This window comes from Winogradskyella algicola, from assembly GCF_005869935.1.
GTDB lineage: Bacteria > Bacteroidota > Bacteroidia > Flavobacteriales > Flavobacteriaceae > Winogradskyella > Winogradskyella algicola.
This window is the reverse complement of record NZ_SZQF01000006.1, coordinates 216,331-242,766: the sequence shown is the minus strand read 5'-3', so window position 1 is coordinate 242,766 and position 26,436 is coordinate 216,331. Positions and strand designations below refer to the sequence as shown.

The window sequence follows — 26,436 nt, the reverse complement described above, 5'->3', positions numbered from 1 at the left end:
ACAAGTTTATTATTAGATAAATCAATATTGATCAAATTTAGAATTTAGCCAAGCTTCTAACATCTCATTTTTATCTTCCTCGTTGTTGTAGTTGATGTTAACACCAAAATCAAATCCGTTAATCAACCTGCCATACATACTTTGGTTAAGGAGCACATCTCCATTAGGCTTGTAAAGTGTGACGGTAAAATAATGAAAACTTAAGCCATCTATATTTGCAATTTTTGTGGCTGTAGTATCTGTTTTAATACCTTTTTCGGTATACAAATCGTATAGTAATGCTTTAACTGAGGTATTATTATCTTCCCATTCGCCGTCATACTCTACTTCAAAGGGTTCGGATGTTGATTGAAAAATATTAAATCTATTTTTTTGAAAATTCAAAAGTTGCTTTAACTCGCTATCGTCATATTCTAAACCAGTAGATTCTTTTATGATATCTAGCCCTTTTTTAGAACGTCGGTTAAGAACACTTCTATGGGTAACATTCCAGCCGTTTGGTATATTCATAGTCCAGCCGATTTCGTCGCTATGATAGGTGTTTTCGGTTATTTTGCCTTCGTCAATTTGCTTGTTAGGATCAGATTTGCAAGATAATACTATGGTTAAGATTAATAGGACTACGAGTTTTATTTTCATGCTTTAGGTTAATAGGTAAGTTTAAAATTAGTGAAAACCTATTTAATTTTTAAATAGAACAGTTGTAGAAGTATAAAAAACTGGCACTCATTGCAGTAGCCAACAAACTATTAAAACAGGCTTTTGCTATTGCAAAATCAGGATTGCCATATGACGAGAACTTTGTTTCAAAATTAGCATAAAAATTACTTGCTTTTTAACTCAGTTCTTTGTTAGGCACTGGCTTTTTATTCTAAAATTGATTTGATTTTTGACCAGAAACGGGACTTTTTATCATGTTCTTTTCCGATCTTTTCGAGAAACTCAATCGGATCAGTTAAGAATTTTATAGCATTTGATTTTTTTAAATCTTCAGAAATTAATTTGAGTTTTGGTTCAAATAAAACTCCATCTGTATTAAAAACCATTAAATCATTTTGCTCACATATTTTAAGCATTCCGTTCATGAAAATAGTCGTGTTCTCTAGATCCCGTAAATCTGTTCTAAAATGAAATTGACCTATTAATAGAGTATTTTGATCGAAAGATATGAAACAGTCATTATCTTCTTTATTTTTAGAACTTCCTTTCCAATTCATCGAATTTAAGGAATCTTTTCCCCAACCTGCTCTTGAAACTAATTTATCAATTTGGTCAGAAATTTCATATACATCAAGTTTCGCATTTGTCCACCACTTAATAGTTTTGGCATCTTCAAAGTTTGGTTCTGGAAATCCACTTTCAAATTTCACATTTTCCCAGTGAATTTCCCAATTAACATGATCTATAAATAGCGCATTAGGTATTTCTCCATACTTTTCAAGTATAGCTTTTCTTGGAATTACATTAAGTTGATATTGCCAAACAGCCATTTAGTTCTGGATTTTTTTCAGCTTGTGCCTAACAACTGGATATAGATATTAACTATATCCACATTATATGTTTTCTGTTACAATTTACAGAAAATAAAAACCACTAATAAAGCTATTAGTGGTTTTTTTATAAATAGTATTCTGCCTTTAAATTACGGAGTAGACGTTACTACACCAAGTGTATAAAGTTGCTCCATGGTTGGGCTTTCGCTGCCACCTGCTGGCTCTAAGGTGATACCAAAGGCCTGGCTTTCGTTGGCATTCGCAATAGCAAATATTTTATTGTCGTCGGTGTTAAAGCCGTCAATAGTACCCAAACTCGTTGGTGTTAATGGGTTTAGCGTTAAAGACCACACTTGCCATACTTTACCTTCTGGTGCGTTTGGCAGACCTTCACCATCTAAGTAAATGGTATTGTCGGCTTTGTTCCAATACACTTTGGCATAGGTAGCGGCATAGTCGCCTTGGCCACCTAAAGGTACCGCAATAATATCCTTGTCTCTAATGGCATCTAATAGATTTTTGGTAGCTGCAAGATCGCCTCTGGCTTCTTCAATTTGTATTTCGAGATATTGCTTTTCGGTAGAAACGGTTTGTAGCTCTTCTTCAACCTTGTTCTTATTGTTAAGCGTCCATAATAAACCACCAGCAAGTAAAACGGAGGCTGCCCAACCTGTGTAGGAAATCCAACTAGGTTTTCTTGGTTTTAGGTCTACAACTTTGGTGTCTGTGTTTAATTTGCCTTTAAACGATTCAAAATCTATAGCATGAGGTGATACCGCAGCAGTAAGTTTTACGATGGCTGCTTCAATTTCTAAAACTTCTTGTAATATTTCAGGATGTTGCTGCATCAACTCATAGACTTCCTGATTTTCTTTTTCAGAAAGCTGACCAGCTACGTAGAGCTCTAAAATACCTGATTCTATGTATGCTTTTATATCCATATTACAATACCATATCCCTTAACTGCTGAATACAGTTTCTATTTCTTGTTTTTACTGTGCCAATTGGCATTTTTAATTCTTCGGAAGCTTCCTTTTGTGTAAATCCTTTAAAATACAGCAACTCTATCACTTCTTTACATTTTTGGCCTAGGTTAGTTACAAACTTTTTAATTCCGATAGCATCTGTGCTGTTATCTAAATTATCGTTGCTTGTTATTATATCTACGAAATAATCTGAGTTGAGGTTTTGCTTGGATTGTTTAAAGGCTTTAGACCTTGTTACATCTATAGCTGCATTGCGTGCAATGTTTAATATCCACGTAAAAAAACGTCCCTTTTTTGAAGAATAGGTTTCTGCCTTATGCCATGCCTTTATAAAGACATCTTGCATTACTTCGTCAGCAATTTTAGTATCTTTTACAATGTTATAAACTACACCATGTATACTGTCACTATACATCTCGTATAGTTTTTTGAACGCAACTTGGTTTTTAGACTGAAACTGCTGTACTAATGTATCTAATTCGGTCATACGCGACTTGCTTAGAATTTTTGCAGACAAGGGGAAGTATTAGTACTGCAATAGCTCTAGCTCTAGCTATTTTTTAAGTTAGTGTTTATTTACTTTACTACTCTGACTTTAATGTTACTTTACGCTCTACAGTATTAAATGGTCCAGGTAAAACATTTCCATCAGCATCAACTAATTTAAGGTTAATTGTAACTTCTCCCATCGGTAAACCAGTAACTACATAAGGCTCCCATTTTGTTATGGTAAATTCTTCACCATTTATAGTAGCAATAACTTTGTTACCAGTATCGGACAACTCTGTATTAAGTACAAAGAAATCTAATAATAAGTTTTCTGTGTCCTTACCAACATAAGTGCCTTTAGGTCTACTGTAAATCAGTGTTGGAGCTTCCATGTCTAAGTTTTTACTGTCCTTAGCATCTGACCCAACAACAAGTTTTCTAACCACCATAGAATTATCATTTTTTACAGACTCATGATAAGAACGGCTTAAAAATGCCACTAAATGGTGCTCACCAGCCGGAATTTCTTTTTTAATATTCGGCTCGTAATGTGCTGAATATGGTTGGTTGTTTAATATAAAATGAATATGTTGTCCTTTACCAGAATTAGCAAGTCTTTCTTTGTTAGGACTGTCCGTTAACTCTCCTAACGTATAGTTTTTTAACGTAAAATCAAAATCTACATCACCAGCATCATTAATAACCATGGTCTCTGGTGTATCTAACATAAGTTGCGCATCTGCATATGCAGGTGAGTCTGAAAGTGGTGCTATGGATATTTTTGAGTCTTCCTTTTTATTAGTTGCTTGTTCCGTAGCATCTTCAACAGCCTCGGTTTCTTTTTTAGTCTCTTTACAAGCAGTTGCAAAAACAACAGCCAAGGCCAATACAGTATATTTTAAATGTTTCATGTTTTTATAGTTTTTAGTAAAGTTAAGCAGATAAATGCGCAACTGCAAAAAATAAATCAAGACTTCTTAAACCAAAGTTTTTGATCAGTGATGCCGCGTTTAAGATTTTCTATTAAAATTAAAGCTTTGTCCACACGCATCTGAGGCGATTTATAACGCTGTATGGCATAAATGATGCTACGTTGTTTTCCTGGAGTGAGATTTTCAAAAATTGTAAAGGCATCATAATCACTTAACAAAACAGCCTCTAATTCTTCGGAAATTTCGACACCATATTTTGAGGTATCCTCAAATATTTGAAGTTGAAAATAATCGTTCATAAAAACTCCAAGCTCTTTTTGTTTAGCCTTACTGAAATAAATTTTATGCAAACCCGATTTTTCACGTTTTAAGGCTGCATAAAAATCTATGTGCTGACCTTCGTAAGATGCTTTAACCCTTACACGTTTATGGTTTCCTTTTATAAAATCTGAAATATAAACTGCTGGCAATAAAACACTTTGTTTATCTGCGAGGGTGACTTCAAAAGCTTGACTTTTAATCATTTTTAGGTAGAATATGGCTTCATATGACAAATATCATGTTTTTTACCTTGTTATACGAGTAATTTTGATTTTAGACAAAAGTTAGTATGTGTCAAAAGTTAGTAAATAAATACAATGTGGCAGGTCCACGTTATACCAGCTATCCTACGGTTCCGTATTGGAATGCTGAGACATTTTCATTGCAACAATGGAAACAAGTTTTAAAGCAATCCTTTGATGAGTCTAATACAGAAGAAGGGATAAGTTTGTACTTGCACCTGCCATTTTGTGAAAGCCTCTGCACATTTTGCGGATGCCACAAACGTATTACCAAAAGGCACGAAGTAGAGTTGCCATACATAAAGGCAGTTTTAAAAGAGTGGCAATTGTACCGAGAATTATTAGGAGCAAAACCAAAAATAAAAGAATTGCATCTTGGTGGTGGTACACCTACATTTTTCTCGCCAGAAAATTTAAGCTTTCTTATTACGGAATTACTTAGAGTGTCTGACCTTGCTAAAGATTATGAGTTTTCTTTTGAAGGACATCCAAATAATACAACCCAGGCGCATTTGCAGGCACTGTACGATTTAGGGTTTAGACGCGTGAGTTTTGGAGTTCAGGATTATAATCTGAAAGTTCAGAAGGCGATAAACCGTATTCAACCTTTTGAAAATGTAAAACGTGCTACGGAAACAGCTAGAAAAATTGGTTACACATCTGTTGGACACGATATTATCTTTGGTTTACCGTTTCAAACGGAAGCAGATGTTATAGAGACCATTCAAAAAACAAAAGCCTTAATGCCAGATCGCATTGCGTTTTATAGCTATGCACACGTGCCATGGATAAAAGGAAATGGGCAAAGAGGCTTTAAAGATGAAGATTTACCAACTGCCGAGTCTAAGCATAGACAGTACGAAACTGGTAAATCACTTTTAGAAAAAATAGACTATACCGAAATAGGTATGGATCATTTTGCATTAAAAACTGATGGACTTTACAAAGCCATGCAAAACGAAACCATGCATCGTAACTTTATGGGTTATACAGCCTCTAAAACACAAGCTATGATTGGCTTGGGTGTATCATCAATAAGCGATAGTTGGTATGGCTTTGCGCAAAATGTAAAGGCTATTGAAGAATATTATAACTTATTAGAAAACAATATTATACCAGTTTACAGAGGACACATTTTAAATGAAGAGGACTTAAAAATTAGAAAGCATATTCTCAATTTAATGTGTCACTTTAAGACCTCATGGAAACAATCAGAACTGGTGTTTAATGAATTACCAGAAGTACTTATAAAGCTGAAAGAATTAGAGCAAGACGGTTTAATTGAATTTGAAAGAAAGCAGATAACCGTAACTGAAAAAGGGAAACCTTTTATAAGAAATGTTTGTATGGCCTTTGATTTGCTGTTGCAACGCAAAAAGCCAGATACTCAACTATTTTCAATGACCATCTAAACACTAAAACCATGAAAAAAATTATTGTACCTATAGATTTTTCAGAGCATTCGGAATTTGCTTTGGAAGCGGCTGCGAACTTAGCTCAGAAGTTTGGTTCGGAACTTATAGTATTACACATGTTAGAACTATCTAATGCTATATTAACTGCTAATGGGAACTCTATTAATGAAGAAGCTGTTTTCTATCTAAAATTAGCGGAACAGAAATTTGATGCTTTTCTAGACAGACCTTACTTAGAAGGTATTAAAATTACACCGATTGTAAAGCATTTTAAGGTTTGGAGTGAGGTGAATGATGTCGCCAATGACCATCATGCCAACCTCATAGTAATGGGTTCTCATGGTGCTAGTGGTGTAAAGGAAGTACTCGTTGGTTCTAATACAGAGAAAGTGGTACGCCATGCGGATATCCCAGTTTTAGTAATCAAACACAACCCAATATTATTAGATTTTGAAAACGGTGTATTTGCGAGTGATTTTACGGATGAAGCTATTACACCTTACCTTAATGCAAGAAAAACCTTTAAAAAAATAGGCGCGACTATGCACTTAGTGTATGTGAATTCACCAGATGGTAATTTTAGAAGTTCTACAGAAATAGATAAGCGTATATCCTTATTCCTCAAAAAAGCAGATGGTGATTTAGATAATCTTGAAAATGTTCATGTGGTATCAGATTATTCAATAGAAAAAGGTATCTTAAATTTCGCCAATACTATTGGTGCAGATCTTATTGCAGTAGCCACACATGGCAGAAAAGGCTTGGCACATTTCTTTGAAGGTAGCATTTCAGAAGACATTGCCAATCATTCTACGTTACCAGTAATGACCTTTAAAATATAGTTCTTGATGTTTATTAGTTAGTGTTATTAATATCAAGTTAAAACGCCAAAGACGAGGGCTTTGGCGTTTTTTTATGCGTTTGTTTTTCGATAAAATTAAAAACGATATCCTATTCTTAGGTGTAGGTTAACAGCCACACCATTTTCATCTTCAAAGAGAAAAACATTATCTTTTTTGAATAAGTGGTAATAACCGATACCTATACCTGTTTCATAAGTGAAATGTTTGCCAACATTACGACGAATTCCCCAAGTTGGTATAATAGTAATGTCAGAAATGAAGACGGTATTTGCAGGTAAAGATCCTAAAACCAAATCTGGATGATAGGTAGTTTTTATTGAAACAAAATTTCCACTATTCCCATCAATACGTCTCTTTTTAGTCACTCTTTTACTTAGGTTGTAGTACCATCTTGGTTCTAGAGTTATTGCTGGTACCATGATAAAACTTTGTGAGCCAACAAAATTTTCCCCAAAAATGGCAGCATCCAAGCCTAGTTCACTTCTAAGTGCAATAGCGTAAGATAATTTAGACTCATTATGAGCCCAAATACCTAAAAAGCCAGTTTGAATTCCAAATGTAGATTTTTCTACACTCGCATCTTGTGCTGTTATTTCAAATACTGAAAGAGTGAAGACTAAGGCTAAAAGAAATTGTTTCATATTACAATTGATTGATGTTTTGATATTGCAATAATACCAAAAAAGTTAGTTGAAAATTGAACGGTGGAATTTTTTAATCTTAATGACAGTCTATAGCGCTAGTTGCCATTTCAACTACAGGAGCAGGAGAGATGTAAGGAATGCCCAATCCCAATCCTCTAAGAATGAACAAAACACCTATTAAGACTACAAAAACAGGAATGGCTTTTTGTATGCGTTGTTTTATGGTTTGGTTTAAAAACTTACCTAAATAAATAGCTGAAGTCATCAAGGGAATAGTGCCTAAACCAAATAAAACCATATAAAAACTACCTTGTAATAAACTACCTGTGGCTACAGCTCCAAAAACAGCCATATAAACCAAACCGCAAGGTAAAAATCCATTTAGAAAGCCTATGGTTAAAAAGGTGTCTGGTGTTTTTTTCTTTAAAGCTTGTCCTAGATTAGATTTTACTTTAGAAATGACTTTGCTTAAAGGTTTAGATAAATTGTATTTAGCAAAAGTTCGATAAGGGATGAGAACAACAACAATCATTAAAATTCCTACTGCTATTGAGAGTTGTTGTTGTACACCAAACAGATTGAGACTTTTACCAACCAGACCAAAAGCTAGTCCAATTAAACTGTAAGCTAATAATCTACCAATATGATAAACACTAATTTGAGATACTTTTTTAATGGAATTAGAACGATCTACGGGCAACATAAAGGCTATTGGTCCACACATACCAACGCAGTGCAAACTACCTAATAGACCAAGTATAAATGCCGAATACAACATACTAGTAGTTTATCGCCTTTTTGTACAGATAGGCTTCGTTATTGTAGGTCCAGTCAATGTTAATGTTCCAGCGACCATCTAACAATTTGTTGTCAGGTATGAGCAAATTGTGATCAGATAATGAAATAGGAATTTCAAAATCTAACGTCTTGTTAGATGGTCTGTATAGGAACACTGAACCTTTAATCTTTTTTATATCTAAATCTTTTGGGAATTCAACAAGGATACCATCTTTAGTTTTCTTCCAACTAATATTGGTTTTTAGGTTTTTAGAATTTTCTTCTTTATCAATATCTGTTTGAAACTTTAACTCTTTTTGATAGTAATCTTCTACAACCAAATCATGATCATACTTATCATCAGTAGCCATGTTGATTACAAAATACATGATAAAGCCTATAAAACCTGCAAAGGCTATAACTATTGCTGTTCCCCAATTTACTTTCATAACTCTACTTCCTGCAAAAGCAGGAATCTCCTTTTTTTTAGACCTGCTAGGTTTTCAAAACCCAAACCTGCTAGGTCATTGTTAATTATAACTTCTAGGGCCTAAAAAGCTTACAGAAGTTGTTTCTATTAATTTGTCTCCACTATAAACATCTAAAGTCAGGTTGTTCTTGTCGCCAGAAAGGTCACTTTGTTTTAGCTCTATAAATAAAGTTCCTTCTGCTAGTCCACTTTCTTTTACTGTAAAGGTATCGCTTGTAGAAACCAATTTTATTTCACCATCAATACCTCTAAGTTTAAAGCTTACATCCTCAATAGTTTCAGTGGTTTTATTTACAATTTTATACGTATAGACGTTACTGATAATGTTGTTATCCTTGTGTTCATATAATTGACCTGGCAATCTTAGAACTCTGGCCTCAACATCATTTCTTAAGGCTAACATACCGAGTAATACACCAATTAAAATGACAAGCACAGCAATGTAACCTTTCATTCGAGCCGTAAGTTTAAAAGCTGTTTTCTTTTCTATATTATCTTCACTGGCATAACGGATTAATCCTTTTGGTTTGTTGATTTTTTCCATTATAGTATCACACTCATCAATACAAGCAGTACAGTTGACACATTCTAACTGTGTGCCGTTTCTGATATCTATACCTGTAGGACAAACATGTACACATTGAAAACAATCTATACAGTCACCATGTCCTAGAGCTTCTCTGTCTTCATTTTTTCTAAACTTCTTTCTACCACTTTCGCCTTCGCCACGTTTGTGGTCGTAAGCTACAACTATAGATTTATTATCTAGTAGCACGCCTTGTAATCTACCATAAGGACATGCTATAATACATACTTGCTCTCTAAACCAAGCAAAAATAAAATAGAACACTCCTGTAAAAATCAACAACGGAACTAAAGTGCCTAAATGTTGAGACGGACCTTCTTTAACATAACTTAGAAGCTTGTCACCACCTATTAAGTAGGCTAAAAAAATGTTTGCTATTAAAAACGAAATCACTAAAAAGATAAACCACTTTAAGGTGCGTTTTCTAATTTTTTCTGCATCCCATTTCTGTCTTGCCAAACGCATTTGTTTATTGCGGTCACCATCTATCCAAAATTCAATACGTCTAAAGACCATTTCCATAAAAATGGTCTGTGGACAGATCCATCCACAGAAAATACGACCAAATCCTACTGTAAACAGTGTAATGAATACCACACCAATTATCATGGAAATTACAAACAGATGAAAATCCTGTGGCCAGAACGGAAAACCAAAGATGTTAAAACGTCTTTCTAGGACATTAAACATTAAGAATTGGTTACCGTTAATTTTTATAAATGGTGCAGCAAAGAGAAAAGCTAATAGAAAATAACTTACTAACTTTCTCTTTTCCCAATATGGACCTGAAGGTTTTTTAGGGAAAATCCAATTACGTTTACCTTCTTCATTGATGGTACCGATTGAATCTCTAAAAACTTCGTTCTCTGGCGTTTCCATTTGGGTGTGGTTTTTAAAATAATTTAATTAGATGCAACAGTTTGTACTTCTTCAATTACTTCAGTAGCATCTTCTTCAGTTTCATTTGTTGTATCTTCAGTAGATGATTCTTGAGCTTCAATTGTTTCAGAAGCATCCTCAGATTCGTCTACCCAAATATCTCCTTCAGCTTCTTTTGGATTAGCTGGTGTGGTGCCCTGGAATAGCAATACATAACTAGATACTTGTGCCATTTCTATTGGTTTTAAACTATTTTTCCATGCAACCATACCTTTTCCATCTCTACCGCCTTCGGAGATAGTTCTGAATACATTTTTTATACCACCACCAAGAATCCAGTGCTCATCAGTAAGGTTAGGGCCAATACCACCACCACCATCTGCCATGTGGCAGGCCACACAATTGACTTCAAAAATCTTTTTACCTGCGTTTAGGTCTGCAGCATCGGTCAGTACTACAACAGTATTAACGTCAACCAAGTTCTTTGCTGTCTTTTTATATTCTTCAATTGCTCTATTGGCTTCGGCATATTCAATCTCATATTCATCAAACTGGTCATCTGCATTAAATACATGGTATCTTGCCATATAAACCACACCAAAAATGATAGTTGCGTAAAATCCATAAAGCCACCAAGGCGGAAGGTTATTGTCTAATTCTTTAATACCGTCGTAATTATGGTCTAGAATTATTTCACCTTCTTCCTCAATTGGTTTAGCTCCTTTGAGTTTGTCATAGGTTTTCTTTATCCATAATGCTAATTTAGATGGCGCAGCTCTTTGAGCATCATATCTGGCTTTACCTTCTTCGTCTAAACTTTGGTATAGGATGTTATCCATTGTACCAACAATACCTTCTATAGCAATTAAAAATAGAAGTACCAATAATAGGAACAAAAGAATGACAGGTTGTTCTATAAACGCCGGTTGGTCACCAGAATCTACAAAGTATTCTATGAGTCCTGCAATTGCAAAGAATACTACAGGTACTCTAATATATGATGGAATTAAATGTCTCATGATTGTGTGTCGTTTTGGTTATCTAAAGGAATATTACTGACGGTTGTTATATATTCTTTCTTTGCTGTGTATACCCAGAAAAATAGCGCTACAAAAAAGATAAAGAATATTAAAAGGGATATCAAGGGATAGATTTCTATCCCTGTGATACTTTCCATATGATTTTTTACAAATTTTAGCATGATGATTAGTTTTGAGCAGTTTCGTTAAGAATTTCTTTCACTTTAATGTCTGTACCTAGCCTTTGTAAGTAAGCAATAAGTGCAACAATTTCTCGGTTTTTCATTTCTACGAAATCTTCACCACCAGATGCTTTGTCTGCTTCATAAGACTTAGCAAAATCAGGATCGCTATAAAGATTTTTCTCTATTTGAGTACCTTGTTCTAGCATTGAAGCTTGTGCGTTTGCGATATCTTCTTCTGTGTAAGGCACACCAAGACTTACCATTGTTTCCATTTTCTTCTCAGTCATGGACTTATCTAGTTTAGCACCTTCGCCTACAATTAACCATTTGTATGCAGGCATAATAGAACCTGAAGAAGTGGTTTGCGGATCGTACATGTGGTTAAAGTGCCAGTTGTCGTTGTATTTTCCTCCGACACGATGTAAGTCTGGTCCTGTACGTTTACTTCCCCAAAGGAAAGGATGGTCATAGACAAACTCACCAGCTTTAGAATATTCACCATAGCGTTCTACTTCACTTCTAAATGGTCTTACCATTTGAGAGTGACAGCCTACACAGCCTTCTCTAATGTATATATCTCTACCTTCAAGTTCTAAAGGAGTGTAAGGTTGAACACTACTAATTGTAGGTATATTAGATTTTACAACTATAGTTGGTATAATTTGTACAATACCTCCAATTAAAATTGCAATGGTAGCGTAGATAGTTAATAATATAGGTTTACGCTCTAACCAAGTATGCCATCCTTCACCAGCAACACGTCTTTTTGACACACGCTTTAATGCTGGCGCTTCTGCAAGTTCGTCTGTTACTTTGCTGTCAGATTTAGCAATGGTAACAATAACATTATACACAAGAATTAACATACCAGTAATGTAAAGGGTACCACCAATAGCACGCATCCAGTACATAGGCATAATCTCAGTTACTGTTTCAAGGAAGTTACCATAAACTATACTTCCATCAGGGTTAAACTGTTTCCACATACTCGCTTGAGTGAAACCAGCAACATACATAGGTAATGCATAGAGTATGATACCTAGAGTTCCTACCCAGAAGTGTAGGTTAGCTAAACCGATAGAATGTAATTTAGTTTTAAATAGACGTGGTATTAACCAATAAATCATACCGAATGCTAAGAAGCCGTTCCAAGCTAATGCACCTACGTGAACGTGAGCAATAATCCAATCTGTAAAGTGGGCAATCGCGTTAACGTTTTTAAGTGATAGCATAGGACCTTCAAATGTTGCCATACCATAACCAGTAATCGCAACTACCATAAATTTAAGTACAGGATCTGTACGTACTTTATCCCAAGCACCACGTAAGGTTAATAAACCATTAATCATACCTCCCCAAGAAGGTGCAATTAACATAACAGAAAAAGCAACACCTAAATGTTGAGCCCATTCTGGTAAAGCTGTATATAATAAGTGGTGAGGACCAGCCCAGATATAAATAAATATTAATGACCAGAAGTGAACAATAGATAATCTATATGAGTAAACAGGTCTGTTAGCTGCTTTTGGTACAAAGTAGTACATTAAACCTAAGAAAGGTGTTGTTAAGAAAAATGCAACTGCATTGTGTCCATACCACCACTGCACTAAGGCATCTTGTACACCAGCATAAACAGAATAACTTTTCCAGCCAGTTAAGCTAACAGGAAGTTCTAAACTATTAAAAATATGTAGTACTGCAACAGTAACAAATGTAGCGAGGTAAAACCAGATTGCAACATATAAGTGACGTTGACGACGTTTTAAGATTGTACCAATCATGTTGACACCAAAAACCACCCATACTAAAGCAATAGCGATATCAAAAGGCCACTCTAATTCGGCATACTCTTTAGATGTTGTAATTCCTAATGGCAACGTTATTGCCGCACCAACAATGATTAGTTGCCAGCCCCAAAAGTTAATGTTGCTTAGTAAATCACTAAACATTCTGGCTTTAAGTAAACGCTGAAGCGAATAGTACACGCCAGCAAAAATGGCATTACCTACAAAGGCAAAAATTACTGCGTTGGTGTGTAATGGTCTTAATCGCCCAAAGCTTAGCCACGATATACCGTCGGTCATATTCGGGAATAAAAACATAAAGGCAAGAATAAGCCCAACGAGCATACCAACTACACCGAAAACTATGGTGGCGTAGAGGAATTTTTTAACGATTTTATTATCGTAGTAAAATTGTTGCATTTCCATATTAATATAATTAGTCAGTTTTTATTGAATTTTCTTTTTTTTGGTTTACTATTTCATCCTCAAATAGCATACGTACTGATGGTGTATAGCTATCATCGTATTGACCGGATTTTACAGCCATTAAAAAAACGATAAAGAAAGCCACACCAACAATGACGCTTACTGTTAAAACTATATATATAACACTCATACCTATTTTGAAGTTATGGTTCAAATTTACTGTTGAACCTTTTTTTAAAACATGACTTTTATCATGTCATTCTATTTAGATTTATTTCAAATAATTATTTTAGTTTTCGACCAATAAAATTGGTGCATACCGTTGTAAATACCACTATGCTTATAGAACTTAAAGGCATTAATATTGCCGCAACCACTGGTGCTAACTGTCCTGTTACAGCAAAATATAATCCGATAACATTATAAATAAATGAAAGTACAAAACTCCATTTTATAATCTTTATAGCTGATTTTGAAGCCATAACGTAATCATATAATCGCTTAAATTTTGATGCATCTAAAATGGCGTCACAAGCAGGCGAGAATACATTAACATCTTCAGAAATAGCAACACCTACATCGCTTTGTGCTAAAGCGCCAGCATCATTGAGTCCATCTCCAATCATTAAGACTTTTGCACCTTCAGACTGATGGTATTTTATAAACTCTAACTTATCATCTGGCTTTTGGTTGAAAATTAGTTTGGTTTTTACTGGTAGTAATTTTTTGAGATTTTCGCGTTCACCCTCATTATCTCCAGAAAGGATTACCAAATCAAAATGTTTTTTAAGCTGATTAAAAAGCTTTGAAACTCCTTTTCTGTAACTGTTATAAAATGTGAATTTTCCTTTATAGCTATTATTACTACTTATGTATACTGTGGTATTGAGCGTTGAGGTTTGTTCAGCATTGCCAACAAAGCTAGCAGACCCAACTTTTAGGTTAATATTATCATGCTCAGCTTCAATACCTTTACCTATATGCTCTTCAAATCTATCTAGTGTAATGATGTCATGTTCATCTAAAATGTTGTAAAGTGTTCTACTTAATGGATGATTAGATCCTCTTAGAGAATTTTTTAGAACCAAGTTTTCTGAACCAGATAACGATATACCTTCATACTCAGCATTACTTTGTTTGTTAGATGTAATAGTTCCTGTTTTGTCGAATATAACAGTGTTAATATGAGCCAATTGCTCAATAACACTAGCGTTTTTTACATAAAATTTTAACTTACCAAAAATGCGAAGCAAGTTTCCAAAGGTAAAAGGTGCAGATAATGCAATAGCACAAGGACAAGCAATAATAAGTACTGCGGTAAATACATTCATGGCTTTACTCGCATCAGCAAATAGCCAGTAAGCTGTGGAAATGACTGCAATTGTAAGAATAGCAATGGTAAAATGCTTACTTATATTGTTGGTGATATTGGTAAATCCGTCTTCCTTATTTTTATTAAAAACATCGTTACTCCACAATTGGGTAAGGTAACTTTGTTCTACAGATTTTAAGGCTTCAAGTTCTATAACTCCAGAGGTTTGTTTACCACCTGCAAAAAGTTTATCACCAGATTGTTTAGTAACGGGTTGAGATTCACCTGTAACAAAACTGTAGTCTATTTTTCCTCTACCATTAATAAGGATGCCATCAACAGGAATTAACTCTTCGTTTCTTATTAATAGTCGATCACCTTTTTCAATATCATAAACCTGAATTGAATTTTCACTTCCATCCTTTTCAATTTTAGTAATGGCAATAGGGAAGTAGCTTTTATAGTCGCGCTCGAATGATAGAAAATCATAAGTTTTTTGTTGAAAAAATTTACCCAACAGAAGGAAAAAAACCAATCCGGCGAGACTATCAAAAAAACCAGAACCAATATCAAAAGCTATTTCAACTGTACTTCTTATAAATAATACCGAAACTCCTAAAGCAATAGGCACATCGATGTTTAATAACTTTGCTTTTAGACCCTTATATGCGGAAATAAAATAATCTTGTGCAGCATAGAAAACCACAGGAATAGACAATGCAAACATAAGCCAACGAAACATATGTTTGTATTGTTCTAACCAGAATTCATTAATTTCAAAATACTCAGGAAATGACAAGAACATGATATTACCAAAGGCAAAACCAGCAATACCAAGTTTATAAATAAGAGTTCTGTTAACTTGCTTCTTACCAGCTTTAAAATCATCTAAACTAATGTATGGCTCATAGCCAATACTACTAAGTAAAGTTACCACAGATTTTAAATCTGTAGCTTTGGGATTATAAGTAACCCTAACCGTTTTTTTGCCAAAGTTAACTTGAGAATCTGATATGCTTGGGTTGAGTTTGTTGAGGTTTTCAAGAATCCAAATACAAGAACTACAATGAATATGCGGAATGTATAGTGTCGCTATTTCAATCTCGTCACTTCTAAATTCTGTTAGTTTTTCTATGATATTTTCTTGAGACAGAAAGTCATATTTCCCTTCAATTTCTTTTGGAATTGCACCTGGTGAACTTTGTAAATCGTAGTAACAGGTTAAATCATTTTCATTAAAAATTTCGAAAACAGTTTTGCAACCATTACAACAAAACGATTTATCCTGAAACGAAATAGGGTGACTGCCACAATCGTCACCACAATGAAAACAAGAGTTGTTTCCCATATTATAATTTGCTCATTTATACCTGTAACAAAGGTGACATTATCTTAAAGAAAAAAATATGATATTTGTCATGTTATCATTATATTTGAGTAATCACAAAATCAATCGGTATGAGTAAATGTGAGTCTTGTATTATTAAGGAGTTTAATTCCTTAAAATCTCTGACGCGCGAAGAATTAATGCGAGTTTCTGCTTGTAAAACTGGAAAAGTTTATAAAAAAGGTCATGTTATTTTTGAAGAAGGAGAAACCCTTAATGGCGTTTATTGTGTAAGGTCAGGTGTTTGTAAATTAACTAAGCTAAGTGAAAATGGAAAAGATCAAGTTGTAAAACTTGTAGTTAAAGGAGATTTATTAGGTAAACGTTCCTTGGTATCAGATCAGAAAACAAATTTGAGTGCTGTAGCCTTAAATGACATGGAGATGTGTTTTATCCCTAAAAGTGAAATTATGAGTGATTTATCTAAAAATCCTAAGTTTACTATGGATGTATTAAGAGAAATGGCCAGTGATTTAAAAGAATCGGATGAATCTTTGGTAAATATGGCACAGAAGTCGGTTAAGCGAAGAATGGCTGAAATACTCATGTATAGTCATGATAATTTTGGTACAGATAATGAAGATTATTTAAGCATTGTACTGTCTCGTGAGGACTACGCTAGTATAGTGGGAACAGCTACTGAGTCTGCTATTAGGATTTTGTCGCAGTTTAAAAAAGAAGGCTTAATTTCTACACAAGGCAAACGCATAAAAGTTGAGGACTATAACAGTCTTAAATGGATTGAATAGAAAATCAATAAAATAATATAAAAAAAAGCGCTCTAAATAAATTTTAGAGCGCTTTTTTTTAGTCTACACTAAAGGTTTTGGTGGCTTTAAATGGATTGATTTTTAAATCTTTCATTGTATTTTGATAATCTTTCCATGTGGTATTAAAGAAATTATTGGTTTCTCCAAAAACTATGTCAAAAGCATCTTTAGCATGTTGTATTAATGTCGTTTCTGTAGTGGTTAAACCTGTTTGGCTATTACTAACATAACTTCTTGCAGTGCCAAGACGTTGCATTGGTGTGACTTCAGGATTTCTGGTAATACCTTGTCGTTTATCTACTTTACCTAAGTAGCTGTCAATTAAACTATCAATAGCTTTGATGGTTTCTTTAGAACTTTCAATTTGCGCTTCATACAATTCTTTATCAAGCTTTGATAGTTCTTTCTTATAATCTTCAGCAATAGATTTACTTTTTACAAGTTGTTCAACGGCTTCAGCAGCCTTTTGCTGTAATTGTTCTAACTCTTTTGAAGCTGCATAAACTTCATCAATATTCTTTTGTGATACATTTAAACGAGGATCTGACTTTACAGAAATCGTTGTTTCAGAAGTAATATCTCCATAGTGCAATACTGCTTTGTAATTTCCTGGTTTTACAGTAACTCCACTAGGTTCTCTGTTTTGCTTACGTACTCTTCTAGAAGGTCTGCTTACACCAGCTTCGTCCATGTACCACGTCCATTTATATAGGCCATTGTCTTTAGGTGCTTTTTGTTTAAGCGTTCTAATTAAACGATCTCCGTCATAGATTTTTAAAGTTAGAGAGTCCCAACTAATGGCATTACTAACTTTTTTGTCACTTATATTTTTATCGCCTTTTTTAGCATCTGCTTTAATATCAGATTTAACAGCTTCTTTTTTATTAAACAAATACGAAAAGCGAGCACCATAACCACGATTTTCGCCATGATACATGGCATCTGCACCAAAACGACTTCCGGTTGGTTGCTGATAGGCAGCTTGATATGCTGTTGGAGGATTAAACAATTCAATATTAGAATTGATAATCGACTTATCTTTCGCCATAGCTCTCAAAGGCCTAATATCATCTAAAACCCAAGCCGCTCTTCCAAATGTACCAATTACCAAATCGTGTTCACGTGGATGAATTACCAAATCTTTAACTGATGTAGTTGGGAATCCTTCGGTCCATTTTGTCCACTTTTCGCCTGCATTTAAGGATATATATAGACCATCATCAGTTCCTAAGAACATAAGATTAGGTTCTTCAGTATCTTCAACAATTGCCAGCGTATAACTTTGTACATCGTTTTCATCAACTACACGTTCCCATGACTTACCATAGTTTGTCGTTCGATACGCGTAAGGAGTATAATTAAAACGTCTGTAGTCATTAGCGATAAGAAGCGCTTCTCCTTTATTTTTGTTAGAAGCTTTTATTTGAGCAATCCAACTACCATCTGGTAAACCTTTTATATTTTTGGTAACTTCTATCCAATTGGTTCCTCCATCTGTGGTGTAATGTACACGACCATCATCAGTGCCTGCCCAAAGCATATCTTTTTCTACTGGAGAAGGTTCAATAACTAAAATAGTACAGTGATTTTCTGCACCTGTAGCATCCATGGTTAAACCACCACTTTCAGATTGTTTTAGTTTTTCAGGATCATTGGTTGATAAATCTGGAGAGATGACTGTCCAAGTTTCACCTTTATCAGTAGATTTATGTACAAACTGACTTCCAAAATAGATTGTACTATTATCAAAAGGATCTATATTAATAGCAGAATTCCAGTTGAAACGTAACTCAACGTTTGCATCAGGATGCGTTGGTCTTACTCCGTAATTATTTCCGGTTTGCCAATCGTAACGGCTTACATAACCTTGTTGACTCATGGACCATCCATAGCGCGAATCATCTCTATCAGGAACTACATCAAAACCATCACCAAAACTAATTTCTTGCCAGTAACTATTACGTATGCCTTGCGCACGCCAAACATAAGCAGGTCCGCGCCAAGAACCGTTGTCTTGCATACCTCCATACACATTGTACGGAAACTCATTATCTACATTTATATGATAAAATTGTGCGACGGGAAGATTACCAATAAAACGCCATGTTTTTCCGCCGTCCTTGGTAATATTCATTCCTCCATCATTACCATCAATCATAAAACTACCATCTTCTGGATGAATCCACCATGCATGATGATCTGGATGCACACCATTACTTACACCATAAGCAGGCATCAGTTGTTCAAAATTTTTACCACCATCTTCAGACACGTTTACGTACGTAAATACAGAATATACACGGTTTTCATTTTGTGGGTCTACATAGATTTCAGAATAATAAAACGGACGATTACCAATATCGTTTTTATCATTTATTTTTTTCCACTTAAAACCACCATCTTCACTCTTGTAAAGTGCATTTTTTTCAGCTTCTACAAGCGCATAAACTATATTTGGTTTTCCAGATGCAATCGCTACACCAATACGACCTAAATCACCTTTTGGGAAACCGTCATCTTCAGTAATTTTTACCCATGTTTTTCCACCATCATGCGTCATGTGCAATGCAGAGCCTTTTCCTCCAGAATTAAAAAACCAAGGATCGCGTTTGTGTTCCCACATGGCAGCAAATAATTTGTTAGGGTTAGAAGGATCCATCACCAAATCGGCAACACCAGTTTTGTTATTGATAAACAGAATTTTTGTCCATGTTTCGCCACCATCAGTAGTTTTAAAAACACCACGCTCAGGATGTTCTCCCCAAGGCGATCCAATAGCACCAACATAAACTACGTCTGGATTGGTTGGGTCTACAATGATTCTGTGGATGTGTCTGGTTTTTTCTAAGCCCATGGCTTTCCAAGATTTTCCACCATCAATAGATTTGTAAACTCCATAACCACCATTTAGAGAATTACGTGGATTACCTTCACCTGTACCAACCCAAATAACACTTGGATTGGATTGCTGAATTTCAACAGCACCAATTGAAGCTGTTACTTCATTATCAAAAATGGGTTCCCATTTTATACCACCAGATGTTGATTTCCAAAGTCCTCCAGAGGCAGTGCCAACATACATAACGTCAGGATTGTTATTTACAACATCAATGGCTGTCACACGACCAGACATACCACCAGGTCCAATATTTCTTGGTGTCATGTTTTTTACTAAATCCATTGAGAATTCTTGTGCAGAAATAAGGCTTATACATAAGAGCAAAACCAAGGAAAAGATTCGTTTCATTATTATTAGGTTAGTTAAATTCAGCCTAAAATTAACGAAAACTAATTTGTGAAATCTTAAGGAGTTGTTAAGGTGAATTAATACCTGTTTTTTAATTTAAAAAAGTAGTATTTTTATTCTGCTATGAATGAAAAACAAAACAGATCAGGATTCGTATTTAGAACATATGAAGCGCCATATCAGTCTCCATTTGACAAATTGTTTGAGATTTTCAAGGAATTAATCACTTACACTTCAGGTGATTTTGATGAAGCCATAGATTGGTTACGACAACTTGATAAAGAATATAGTTTAACCACATCTGAGTATACGATCGATGATTTTATTGAAGACCTTAAAAATAAAGGTTATATAAAGGAAGAAATAGATCCAACTGATGGTGATGGCACTGGTGACGGTAAAGGCAGATTATCAATTACTGCTAAAACCGAGCGAGCCATAAGGCAACAAGCCTTAGACCATATTTTTGGCAAGATTAAAAAAAGTGGAGCAGGCAATCACAAAAGTAAAGGAGTTGGTATTGGTGACGAACACACAGGCGATTTTCGATCGTACCAGTTTGGTGACGCTTTAGAAAAGGTATCAATGACAGAGAGTTTGAGAAATGCACAAATTAATCATGGTATCGGTAATTTTAATTTAACTGAAGATGATTTGGTTGTTGAAGAAACCTTGCACAAAAGCCAGATGAGTACAGTACTTATGATTGATATTAGCCACAGCATGATATTGTATGGCGAAGATCGTATTACTCCAGCTAAAAAAGTGGCCATGGCACTTTCTGAATTGATCACTACACGCTATCCAAAAGATAGTATTGAAATTTTGGTCTTCGGTAATGATGCATGGCCAATAAAGATTAAAGATTTGCCATATCTTAAAGTTGGTCCATATCATACCAATACTGTGGCTGGTTTGCAGTTGGCTATGGATATGCTGCGTCGGAAACGAAATACCAATAAGCAGATTTTCATGATTACGGATGGTAAACCAAGTTGCTTGCGATTACCAGATGGACAATATTATAAAAATAGTAATGGGTTAGATCCATACATTACCAATAAATGCTACGCCATGGCGCAACAAGCAAGAAGATTGCATATACCAATTACAACCTTTATGATTGCTGAAGATCCATACCTTATGCGTTTTGTAAGAGAGTTTACGCAAGCCAACAGAGGTAAGGCTTTCTACACAGGATTAAAAGGCCTTGGTGAAATGATTTTTGAAGATTACGAAAACAATAGAAAAAAGAGAATAAAATAAAAAAAGCCCCATCTAGCTTCCCCAGAGGGGAAGAAATTTTGGAGCATAAGATGAACAATAAAAAAACCCGTAATAGTTCCCTTTCCTCTGGAAAGGGTTAGGGAAAGGCTTATGAACATAAAAACTTTAGGTGAATTAAAAACATCAGGATTTCAATCTAAATCGATTAAAGACGAACTAAGAGATAACCTTATTGAAAACATAAAGAACAAAGTCACAACGTTTGAAGGTATTCACGGTTATGAAAACACTGTAATTCCAGAGTTAGAACGTGCAATCTTATCAAGGCATAATATTAACCTTTTAGGATTACGTGGTCAGGCAAAGACACGTTTGGCACGTATGATGGTGAATTTATTGGATGAATATATTCCTATTGTTGAAGGCTCGGAGATTAACGATGACCCACTAAAACCCATTTCGCGCTATGCTGTTGAACTGATAAAAGAAAAAGGTGATAACACACCAATTGCATGGTTGCATCGTGATGATCGTTTTGCTGAAAAATTGGCAACACCAGATGTAACAGTTGCCGATATTATAGGCGATGTGGATCCCATTAAAGCTGCGAATTTAAAATTAAGTTATGCTGATGATCGCGTGATTCATTATGGGATGATTCCAAGAGCTAATCGTTGCATTTTCGTCATTAATGAATTACCAGATTTACAGGCTAGGATTCAAGTAGCCTTATTTAATATTTTACAAGAAGGCGATATTCAGATTAGAGGATTTAAATTACGATTACCTTTAGATATGCAATTTGTTTTCACCGCTAATCCTGAAGATTATACCAACAGAGGAAGCATAGTAACACCATTAAAGGATAGAATAGGGTCACAGATTTTAACGCATTATCCAGACTCTATAGATACTGCGAGAACCATTACTTCGCAGGAGGCTAAATTGGACGAAAGACAAGCCGAATCTGTCTATGTGCCAGATTTAGCCAAGGACTTACTTGAGCAAATTAGTTTTGAAGCACGCGAAAGCGAATATGTTGATGTAAAGAGTGGAGTAAGTGCTAGAATGAGTATTACAGCTTTTGAGAATTTATTGAGCACAGCAGAGCGTCGTGCATTAATTGCTGGAGATGAAAGTACCTCAGTTAGACTATCAGACTTTATAGGTGTAATTCCTGCCATAACAGGAAAAGTAGAATTAGTCTATGAAGGTGAGCAAGAAGGTGCCGATTTTGTGGCTAACACCTTAATTGATGAAGCGATAAAGACACTGTTTCCAAAGTATTTTCCAAAGATTGAAAAGTTAGAAAAGCAAGGAGAAGAAACACCTTATGATGATTTAATTTCTTGGTTTTTTAATGGCGACGGTTTTGAGCTGTTGGACGATTTTAATGATGAAACCTATAAAGCGAAATTAGATGAAGTAACACCTTTAGATGCCTTACTAGCAGACTATCAACCAGACATCGATAAACGTGATGTGTACTTTGAAAAAGAATTTATTCTTTGGGGTTTAGTACAGTTTAAAAAACTGAGTAAATACCGTTATACGGAAGGATTAAAATTTCAAGACCCTTATGGAAGTTATATAAGTGGACTATAATAAAAAAGGAAGCCATTGGCTTCCTTTTTTATTAGTGCTTTAATTTTTCCTGTCCAAGGTGCTGTTAATTTTCTATTAGGACAATACGATATACCATACAGCTTTCCGTCTAAGATATAGCCAGAGTGATAATAGTCATTGGAAGCATCTGACGTTGTAAATGAAAAATAGGTTTTCTCCCATTCGGTATTTATAAATCCTGATTTGATAGGACTTCCATAAAAGCTGCCTTCTAATACTTTGTCTTCAATCTTAGTAATGTTTAAAGTTTGAAAATATTCTGGACTCGTTGGAGTAGGCCTTAAATCAATCTTCCATTCACCTAACAAATTATTTTGAGTTTTAGAAGCCTCAAAAACCCACCAAACCTCACCATTGCTTGGATTGAAACTTAATTTCAAAATACCTAAGTTGCTATATATAAGATATTTGTTTTTTATAGTTAAATTTTTATCACCTAATGTTGCACTGTAAAGTCCATCGGTATAATTGAATGTAATGCCATTACTCAGTGTAAATTCAATGTTCTTTTTTCCTTCTAAAGTTTTAGAGTCGGTAACAATGGATGATGCGGTTACGCCATTATTCTTTAATTTATTGGTTTCTGATTTTTTATGAGAATCTTGATAGGTTGAGGTGAGTACTTTTTCTACTTTACCGTCTATTAGCACAAATACATCAGCGCTATCTTTCCAACTTGGATATACATATAAGGTGTGTTTTTCTGTAATGTCAACAATTCCTTCATCTCCGCTATTTTTAAATATGATGTAACCTTCCTTGGTTTTTAATTCAAATTCTGTTCCTGGTGGATACATAATTACATTTTCACCAATTTCGCTATTGGTTATTTTTAGATAGGTTTTTTGTGCATTGCCAATCCATGCCAATGTTAATACAAGAAAAAGTGTTAAGATTTTAGTTTTCATAATTTCCAAATGTTTTAATTTATTCTGTTTTTTTCGTCTTCAATTCCTGTTTTACGATTTCTTGCTTTTTTAATCTCATCGCGCCCGAAGTTATAGGTGAGATTAAAGCGTACTTGTCGGCTATCATTACCACCATTACCATCAATAAATAGATTACCAAAACGTGTAGTACCTTGCCATGGTGATGTAAATAAGATGTCGTTAAACCCAAGACGCAGCGTAAGTTTATCGTCTAAAAATCGTTTTTGAAAAGCTAGATTTAAGGAACCCAAACTTCGGGTTTCGTAGGTGCCTCCCCAAACTGAAGGTGAGCTGTACCAACCTGAAACTTCGAACGTGATGTCTTTTGGTAATTTGAAGGTGTTTTGCGCATACAAACTCAGGGTATTCTGCTTTGTTGAAACAAAGTCTGGATTTGTTGCTTCATAAATACTTCGATAGGCATTTAGACTAAAATAAACACGCCACCAATCATTAAATTTTGTAGGATATGAAATGCCCAAATTGATAATTTTTTGATTAGCTACATTTCTTTGAATGATGAAGTTTTGATCGTCGCCAACAGCTTCAGTTACTTGTGCAAAAAAGTCTGATATAAAACTATAACTCAATGACGTTGTCAGCCTGTAATTATAAGTATGAGATAGCTTTACATTATCTGTGTATTGCGGTTGTAAAAATGGGTTTCCTTGTCTAAAGGATAGCTCATCAATTCTATACTGAAACGGATTTAAACTTTGGTAATTTGGTCGCTGTATACGTTTGCTATAGATTAAAGCTAAACTGTTCTTTTGATTGACTTGATAGGTAATTCCTCCACTCGGAAACCAATTGGTATAGTTGCGCTCTACACGATTATCTTGGTCTCCTAATAAACTTGTTAATTGACCATCTGAAATGGTATGTTCCATTCTAAGACCTAGTTGCAGATTGAACTTATCTATCTTTCTATTAAAATTAAAATAGGCGGCAATGATCTGTTCATCGTAATTAAAATCATTAGATTGCGTTTCGTCTAAATCATTGTTTCCATTAGTTCTATCAAAAGCATCAAAACTATTTTCGGTATTCACTTTAGAGTATTTTGTACCCAAACTCAAAACACCTTTTAGGAAATTCTGTTCGTAGTCAATCTGACCAGAGAGAATTGAAATATCTATGGGTGTATCAAAAAAGACAATATTTTCACTTAATACTTGAGTTTCGTTGCCATTAAGGTAGCGGTTGGGCTGTAAATTTGTTCGGTCACTGCCATACTTGCCATAATCTAAGTTGATATTAAGAACATGACCTAATGTATCCTTAAATCTGTAATTGACATTAGAAAACAGATTGTAAGTTTGATTTTTAGAATCACTACCAGCCACCAAAACTTCTGATGGACTATTTGCACCACTTGGTGTAATTGGTGTGCGAGAGTCACTTTCTGAGCTAGAATTATTGAAATTCCCTGTAACGATAACACCAAAGGTAGATTTCTTATTGGCGTAATAATCGAAACCAAGTCTTACGTTGTTGCTATTATTATCAAAAACACTCTCAGTTCTGGCATTAAAGTTGGTGCCGTTTTGCATTCTATTTAAGTTTATAAAACTTGTACTTTTTCCAAAGTTGTTGCTGTAAGTACCATAAAGACTGGTCTTTTTATTTCTGTTGTTAAATGAGATGGAATTACTGGTTCTGGCAAAATCACCAATGGTAAGTGACGAAGCAACGGTACCATTAGTTCCTAATGATTTATCTCGTTTTAATTTAATATTTATGATTCCTGCATTGCCTTCTGCATCAAAACGAGATGATGGTTGGGTAATGATTTCTATGGCTTCAATATCTGCCGCTTGTAGCGTTTTAAGAAAGTTAACTAAGTCAGCACCTCTAAGAACAGAGGGTCTATCATCAATATAGAATAGAACACCAGCTTTACCTTCAACAATAATACTGTCAGAATTATCTATGATAATGCCTGGTGCTTTACGTAGTAATTCAAAACCAGAATCTCCAATGGCATTGACTGTATTGGCTACGTTAAAAACCGTTTTGTCTGCTCTGACCTCAATCATAGGTTTTTCCGCAACTACGGTGACTTCATCGAGTTCCGCCGATTCATCAACCATCACCATGGTGCCTAAGGATTTATTAGTGCTGTTTAAAGCAAACGCGTTTGTAGTATAATCTTTTAATCCTAGACTCGTAATTAGAATAACATAAGTGCCATTGCCGATTTCAGTAAATCTAAAGTCACCAGAATCATTAGACAGTTCACCTTTAATAAATTCCTTACTATCAGATTTTAATAATGAAATAATTGCAGAAGCTACAGGTTGTTGATTTTGATCAACTACTTTACCAGCAATGGTATTTTGAGAAAATGTTATGCTGAAATATAAAAGACTTATAATAATAAAGTAACGTTTCATGATGTTGTGAT

General features: G+C 34.7%; 23 protein-coding genes and 1 pseudogene. 6 read left to right on the top strand and 18 right to left on the bottom strand.

The window, feature by feature from the left end:
- Nucleotides 1-21: 21 nt before the first annotated feature.
- Nucleotides 22-639, bottom strand: coding sequence for a hypothetical protein (locus FC091_RS11105; RefSeq protein ID WP_138434344.1), 618 nt, complete (start codon nt 637-639; stop codon nt 22-24).
- 68 nt (nt 640-707) lie between these two features.
- Here FC091_RS11105 and FC091_RS11100 point away from each other — a divergent pair.
- A pseudogene (locus tag FC091_RS11100) lies at nt 708-821 on the top strand (IS110 family transposase); the annotation flags it as partial.
- 45 nt (nt 822-866) lie between these two features.
- On the opposite strand, the gene FC091_RS11095 reads toward FC091_RS11100, so the two are convergent.
- From FC091_RS11095 to FC091_RS11075, 5 genes are all read right to left on the bottom strand, one after another.
- A complete protein-coding gene (locus FC091_RS11095; RefSeq protein WP_138434343.1) occupies nt 867-1,490 on the bottom strand; it encodes a hypothetical protein in 624 nt (207 codons plus the stop codon).
- Nucleotides 1,491-1,642: 152 nt separating this feature from the next.
- Nucleotides 1,643-2,434 (bottom strand): anti-sigma factor, encoded by a 792-nt coding sequence (locus tag FC091_RS11090; RefSeq protein ID WP_138434342.1) that lies wholly within the window; start codon nt 2,432-2,434, stop codon nt 1,643-1,645.
- Between the two features lies 1 nt (nt 2,435).
- The gene (locus tag FC091_RS11085; RefSeq protein ID WP_138434341.1) at nt 2,436-2,966 is read right to left on the bottom strand and encodes an RNA polymerase sigma factor; all 531 of its coding nucleotides are present in this window, start codon (nt 2,964-2,966) and stop codon (nt 2,436-2,438) included.
- Nucleotides 2,967-3,063: 97 nt separating this feature from the next.
- A complete protein-coding gene (locus FC091_RS11080; protein ID WP_138434340.1) occupies nt 3,064-3,879 on the bottom strand; it encodes a hypothetical protein in 816 nt (271 codons plus the stop codon).
- Between the two features lie 56 nt (nt 3,880-3,935).
- On the bottom strand, nt 3,936-4,424 hold the full coding sequence (locus FC091_RS11075) for a YdeI/OmpD-associated family protein (protein WP_138434339.1): 489 nt from the start codon (nt 4,422-4,424) through the stop codon (nt 3,936-3,938).
- Nucleotides 4,425-4,510: 86 nt separating this feature from the next.
- Between FC091_RS11075 and hemN the strand changes: the two genes are divergently transcribed.
- Nucleotides 4,511-5,875, top strand: coding sequence for an oxygen-independent coproporphyrinogen III oxidase (gene hemN, locus FC091_RS11070; RefSeq protein WP_138434338.1), 1,365 nt, complete (start codon nt 4,511-4,513; stop codon nt 5,873-5,875).
- An 11-nt stretch (nt 5,876-5,886) separates the two neighbouring features.
- Nucleotides 5,887-6,720, top strand: a complete 834-nt coding sequence (locus FC091_RS11065) for a universal stress protein (protein ID WP_138434337.1) — start codon at nt 5,887-5,889, stop codon at nt 6,718-6,720.
- Between the two features lie 95 nt (nt 6,721-6,815).
- Here the strand turns inward: FC091_RS11065 and FC091_RS11060 are convergent, their stop codons facing one another.
- From FC091_RS11060 to FC091_RS11020, 9 genes are all read right to left on the bottom strand, one after another.
- The gene (locus FC091_RS11060; RefSeq protein WP_138434336.1) at nt 6,816-7,382 is read right to left on the bottom strand and encodes a hypothetical protein; all 567 of its coding nucleotides are present in this window, start codon (nt 7,380-7,382) and stop codon (nt 6,816-6,818) included.
- Nucleotides 7,383-7,461: 79 nt separating this feature from the next.
- Nucleotides 7,462-8,163 carry a sulfite exporter TauE/SafE family protein gene (locus FC091_RS11055; RefSeq protein ID WP_138434335.1) on the bottom strand — a complete coding sequence of 234 codons (702 nt, stop codon included), beginning with the start codon at nt 8,161-8,163 and terminating at the stop codon, nt 7,462-7,464.
- A gap of 1 nt (nt 8,164) precedes the next feature.
- Nucleotides 8,165-8,611 carry a FixH family protein gene (locus FC091_RS11050; RefSeq protein WP_138434334.1) on the bottom strand — a complete coding sequence of 149 codons (447 nt, stop codon included), beginning with the start codon at nt 8,609-8,611 and terminating at the stop codon, nt 8,165-8,167.
- Between the two features lie 81 nt (nt 8,612-8,692).
- Nucleotides 8,693-10,117 (bottom strand): cytochrome c oxidase accessory protein CcoG, encoded by a 1,425-nt coding sequence (ccoG, locus tag FC091_RS11045; protein WP_138434333.1) that lies wholly within the window; start codon nt 10,115-10,117, stop codon nt 8,693-8,695.
- 23 nt (nt 10,118-10,140) lie between these two features.
- Nucleotides 10,141-11,136: a cbb3-type cytochrome c oxidase N-terminal domain-containing protein gene (locus tag FC091_RS11040; protein ID WP_138434332.1), complete on the bottom strand. Its 996-nt coding sequence runs from the start codon at nt 11,134-11,136 to the stop codon at nt 10,141-10,143.
- On the bottom strand, nt 11,133-11,318 hold the full coding sequence (locus tag FC091_RS11035) for a cytochrome C oxidase subunit IV (protein ID WP_076620793.1): 186 nt from the start codon (nt 11,316-11,318) through the stop codon (nt 11,133-11,135). Before FC091_RS11035 ends, FC091_RS11040 begins: the two co-directional genes overlap by 4 nt.
- A gap of 5 nt (nt 11,319-11,323) precedes the next feature.
- Nucleotides 11,324-13,531 (bottom strand): cytochrome-c oxidase, cbb3-type subunit I, encoded by a 2,208-nt coding sequence (gene ccoN / locus FC091_RS11030; RefSeq protein ID WP_138434331.1) that lies wholly within the window; start codon nt 13,529-13,531, stop codon nt 11,324-11,326.
- 10 nt (nt 13,532-13,541) lie between these two features.
- Complete coding sequence (ccoS, locus tag FC091_RS11025; RefSeq protein ID WP_138434330.1) at nt 13,542-13,721, bottom strand: cbb3-type cytochrome oxidase assembly protein CcoS; 180 nt, start codon at nt 13,719-13,721, stop codon at nt 13,542-13,544.
- 94 nt (nt 13,722-13,815) lie between these two features.
- Nucleotides 13,816-16,191 carry a heavy metal translocating P-type ATPase gene (locus tag FC091_RS11020; protein ID WP_138434329.1) on the bottom strand — a complete coding sequence of 792 codons (2,376 nt, stop codon included), beginning with the start codon at nt 16,189-16,191 and terminating at the stop codon, nt 13,816-13,818.
- 110 nt (nt 16,192-16,301) lie between these two features.
- On the opposite strand from FC091_RS11020, the gene FC091_RS11015 reads away from it, so the two are divergent.
- The gene (locus FC091_RS11015; protein ID WP_138434328.1) at nt 16,302-16,979 is read left to right on the top strand and encodes a Crp/Fnr family transcriptional regulator; all 678 of its coding nucleotides are present in this window, start codon (nt 16,302-16,304) and stop codon (nt 16,977-16,979) included.
- A 58-nt stretch (nt 16,980-17,037) separates the two neighbouring features.
- On the opposite strand, the gene FC091_RS11010 is transcribed toward FC091_RS11015, so the two are convergent.
- Entirely contained in the window at nt 17,038-20,247 is a 3,210-nt protein-coding gene (locus FC091_RS11010) for a VPS10 domain-containing protein (protein WP_138434327.1), read from the bottom strand.
- A 123-nt stretch (nt 20,248-20,370) separates the two neighbouring features.
- Between FC091_RS11010 and FC091_RS11005 the strand changes: the two genes are divergently transcribed.
- Nucleotides 20,371-21,513: a vWA domain-containing protein gene (locus FC091_RS11005; RefSeq protein ID WP_138434326.1), complete on the top strand. Its 1,143-nt coding sequence runs from the start codon at nt 20,371-20,373 to the stop codon at nt 21,511-21,513.
- 111 nt (nt 21,514-21,624) lie between these two features.
- Nucleotides 21,625-23,079 (top strand): MoxR family ATPase, encoded by a 1,455-nt coding sequence (locus tag FC091_RS11000; RefSeq protein ID WP_138434325.1) that lies wholly within the window; start codon nt 21,625-21,627, stop codon nt 23,077-23,079.
- Here the strand turns inward: FC091_RS11000 and FC091_RS10995 are convergent.
- Nucleotides 23,061-24,008, bottom strand: a complete 948-nt coding sequence (locus FC091_RS10995; RefSeq protein ID WP_138434324.1) for a hypothetical protein — start codon at nt 24,006-24,008, stop codon at nt 23,061-23,063. The genes FC091_RS11000 and FC091_RS10995 overlap by 19 nt on opposite strands.
- Before the next feature lie 14 nt (nt 24,009-24,022).
- Nucleotides 24,023-26,425, bottom strand: a complete 2,403-nt coding sequence (locus tag FC091_RS10990; protein WP_138434323.1) for an outer membrane beta-barrel family protein — start codon at nt 26,423-26,425, stop codon at nt 24,023-24,025.
- Nucleotides 26,426-26,436 lie beyond the last annotated feature (11 nt).

Bases quoted from the DNA above. Each gene is read 5' to 3' on its own strand.
- FC091_RS11105 (WP_138434344.1), bottom strand. From the start codon at position 639: ATGAAAATAAAACTCGTAGTCCTATTAATCTTAACCATAGTATTATCT.
- FC091_RS11095 (WP_138434343.1), bottom strand. From the start codon at position 1,490: ATGGCTGTTTGGCAATATCAACTTAATGTAATTCCAAGAAAAGCTATA.
- FC091_RS11090 (WP_138434342.1), bottom strand. From the start codon at position 2,434: ATGGATATAAAAGCATACATAGAATCAGGTATTTTAGAGCTCTACGTA.
- FC091_RS11085 (WP_138434341.1), bottom strand. From the start codon at position 2,966: ATGACCGAATTAGATACATTAGTACAGCAGTTTCAGTCTAAAAACCAA.
- FC091_RS11080 (WP_138434340.1), bottom strand. From the start codon at position 3,879: ATGAAACATTTAAAATATACTGTATTGGCCTTGGCTGTTGTTTTTGCA.
- FC091_RS11075 (WP_138434339.1), bottom strand. From the start codon at position 4,424: ATGATTAAAAGTCAAGCTTTTGAAGTCACCCTCGCAGATAAACAAAGT.
- hemN (WP_138434338.1), top strand. From the start codon at position 4,511: ATGTGTCAAAAGTTAGTAAATAAATACAATGTGGCAGGTCCACGTTAT.
- FC091_RS11065 (WP_138434337.1), top strand. From the start codon at position 5,887: ATGAAAAAAATTATTGTACCTATAGATTTTTCAGAGCATTCGGAATTT.
- FC091_RS11060 (WP_138434336.1), bottom strand. From the start codon at position 7,382: ATGAAACAATTTCTTTTAGCCTTAGTCTTCACTCTTTCAGTATTTGAA.
- FC091_RS11055 (WP_138434335.1), bottom strand. From the start codon at position 8,163: ATGTTGTATTCGGCATTTATACTTGGTCTATTAGGTAGTTTGCACTGC.
- FC091_RS11050 (WP_138434334.1), bottom strand. From the start codon at position 8,611: ATGAAAGTAAATTGGGGAACAGCAATAGTTATAGCCTTTGCAGGTTTT.
- ccoG (WP_138434333.1), bottom strand. From the start codon at position 10,117: ATGGAAACGCCAGAGAACGAAGTTTTTAGAGATTCAATCGGTACCATC.
- FC091_RS11040 (WP_138434332.1), bottom strand. From the start codon at position 11,136: ATGAGACATTTAATTCCATCATATATTAGAGTACCTGTAGTATTCTTT.
- FC091_RS11035 (WP_076620793.1), bottom strand. From the start codon at position 11,318: ATGCTAAAATTTGTAAAAAATCATATGGAAAGTATCACAGGGATAGAA.
- ccoN (WP_138434331.1), bottom strand. From the start codon at position 13,531: ATGGAAATGCAACAATTTTACTACGATAATAAAATCGTTAAAAAATTC.
- ccoS (WP_138434330.1), bottom strand. From the start codon at position 13,721: ATGAGTGTTATATATATAGTTTTAACAGTAAGCGTCATTGTTGGTGTG.
- FC091_RS11020 (WP_138434329.1), bottom strand. From the start codon at position 16,191: ATGGGAAACAACTCTTGTTTTCATTGTGGTGACGATTGTGGCAGTCAC.
- FC091_RS11015 (WP_138434328.1), top strand. From the start codon at position 16,302: ATGAGTAAATGTGAGTCTTGTATTATTAAGGAGTTTAATTCCTTAAAA.
- FC091_RS11010 (WP_138434327.1), bottom strand. From the start codon at position 20,247: ATGAAACGAATCTTTTCCTTGGTTTTGCTCTTATGTATAAGCCTTATT.
- FC091_RS11005 (WP_138434326.1), top strand. From the start codon at position 20,371: ATGAATGAAAAACAAAACAGATCAGGATTCGTATTTAGAACATATGAA.
- FC091_RS11000 (WP_138434325.1), top strand. From the start codon at position 21,625: ATGAACATAAAAACTTTAGGTGAATTAAAAACATCAGGATTTCAATCT.
- FC091_RS10995 (WP_138434324.1), bottom strand. From the start codon at position 24,008: ATGAAAACTAAAATCTTAACACTTTTTCTTGTATTAACATTGGCATGG.
- FC091_RS10990 (WP_138434323.1), bottom strand. From the start codon at position 26,425: ATGAAACGTTACTTTATTATTATAAGTCTTTTATATTTCAGCATAACA.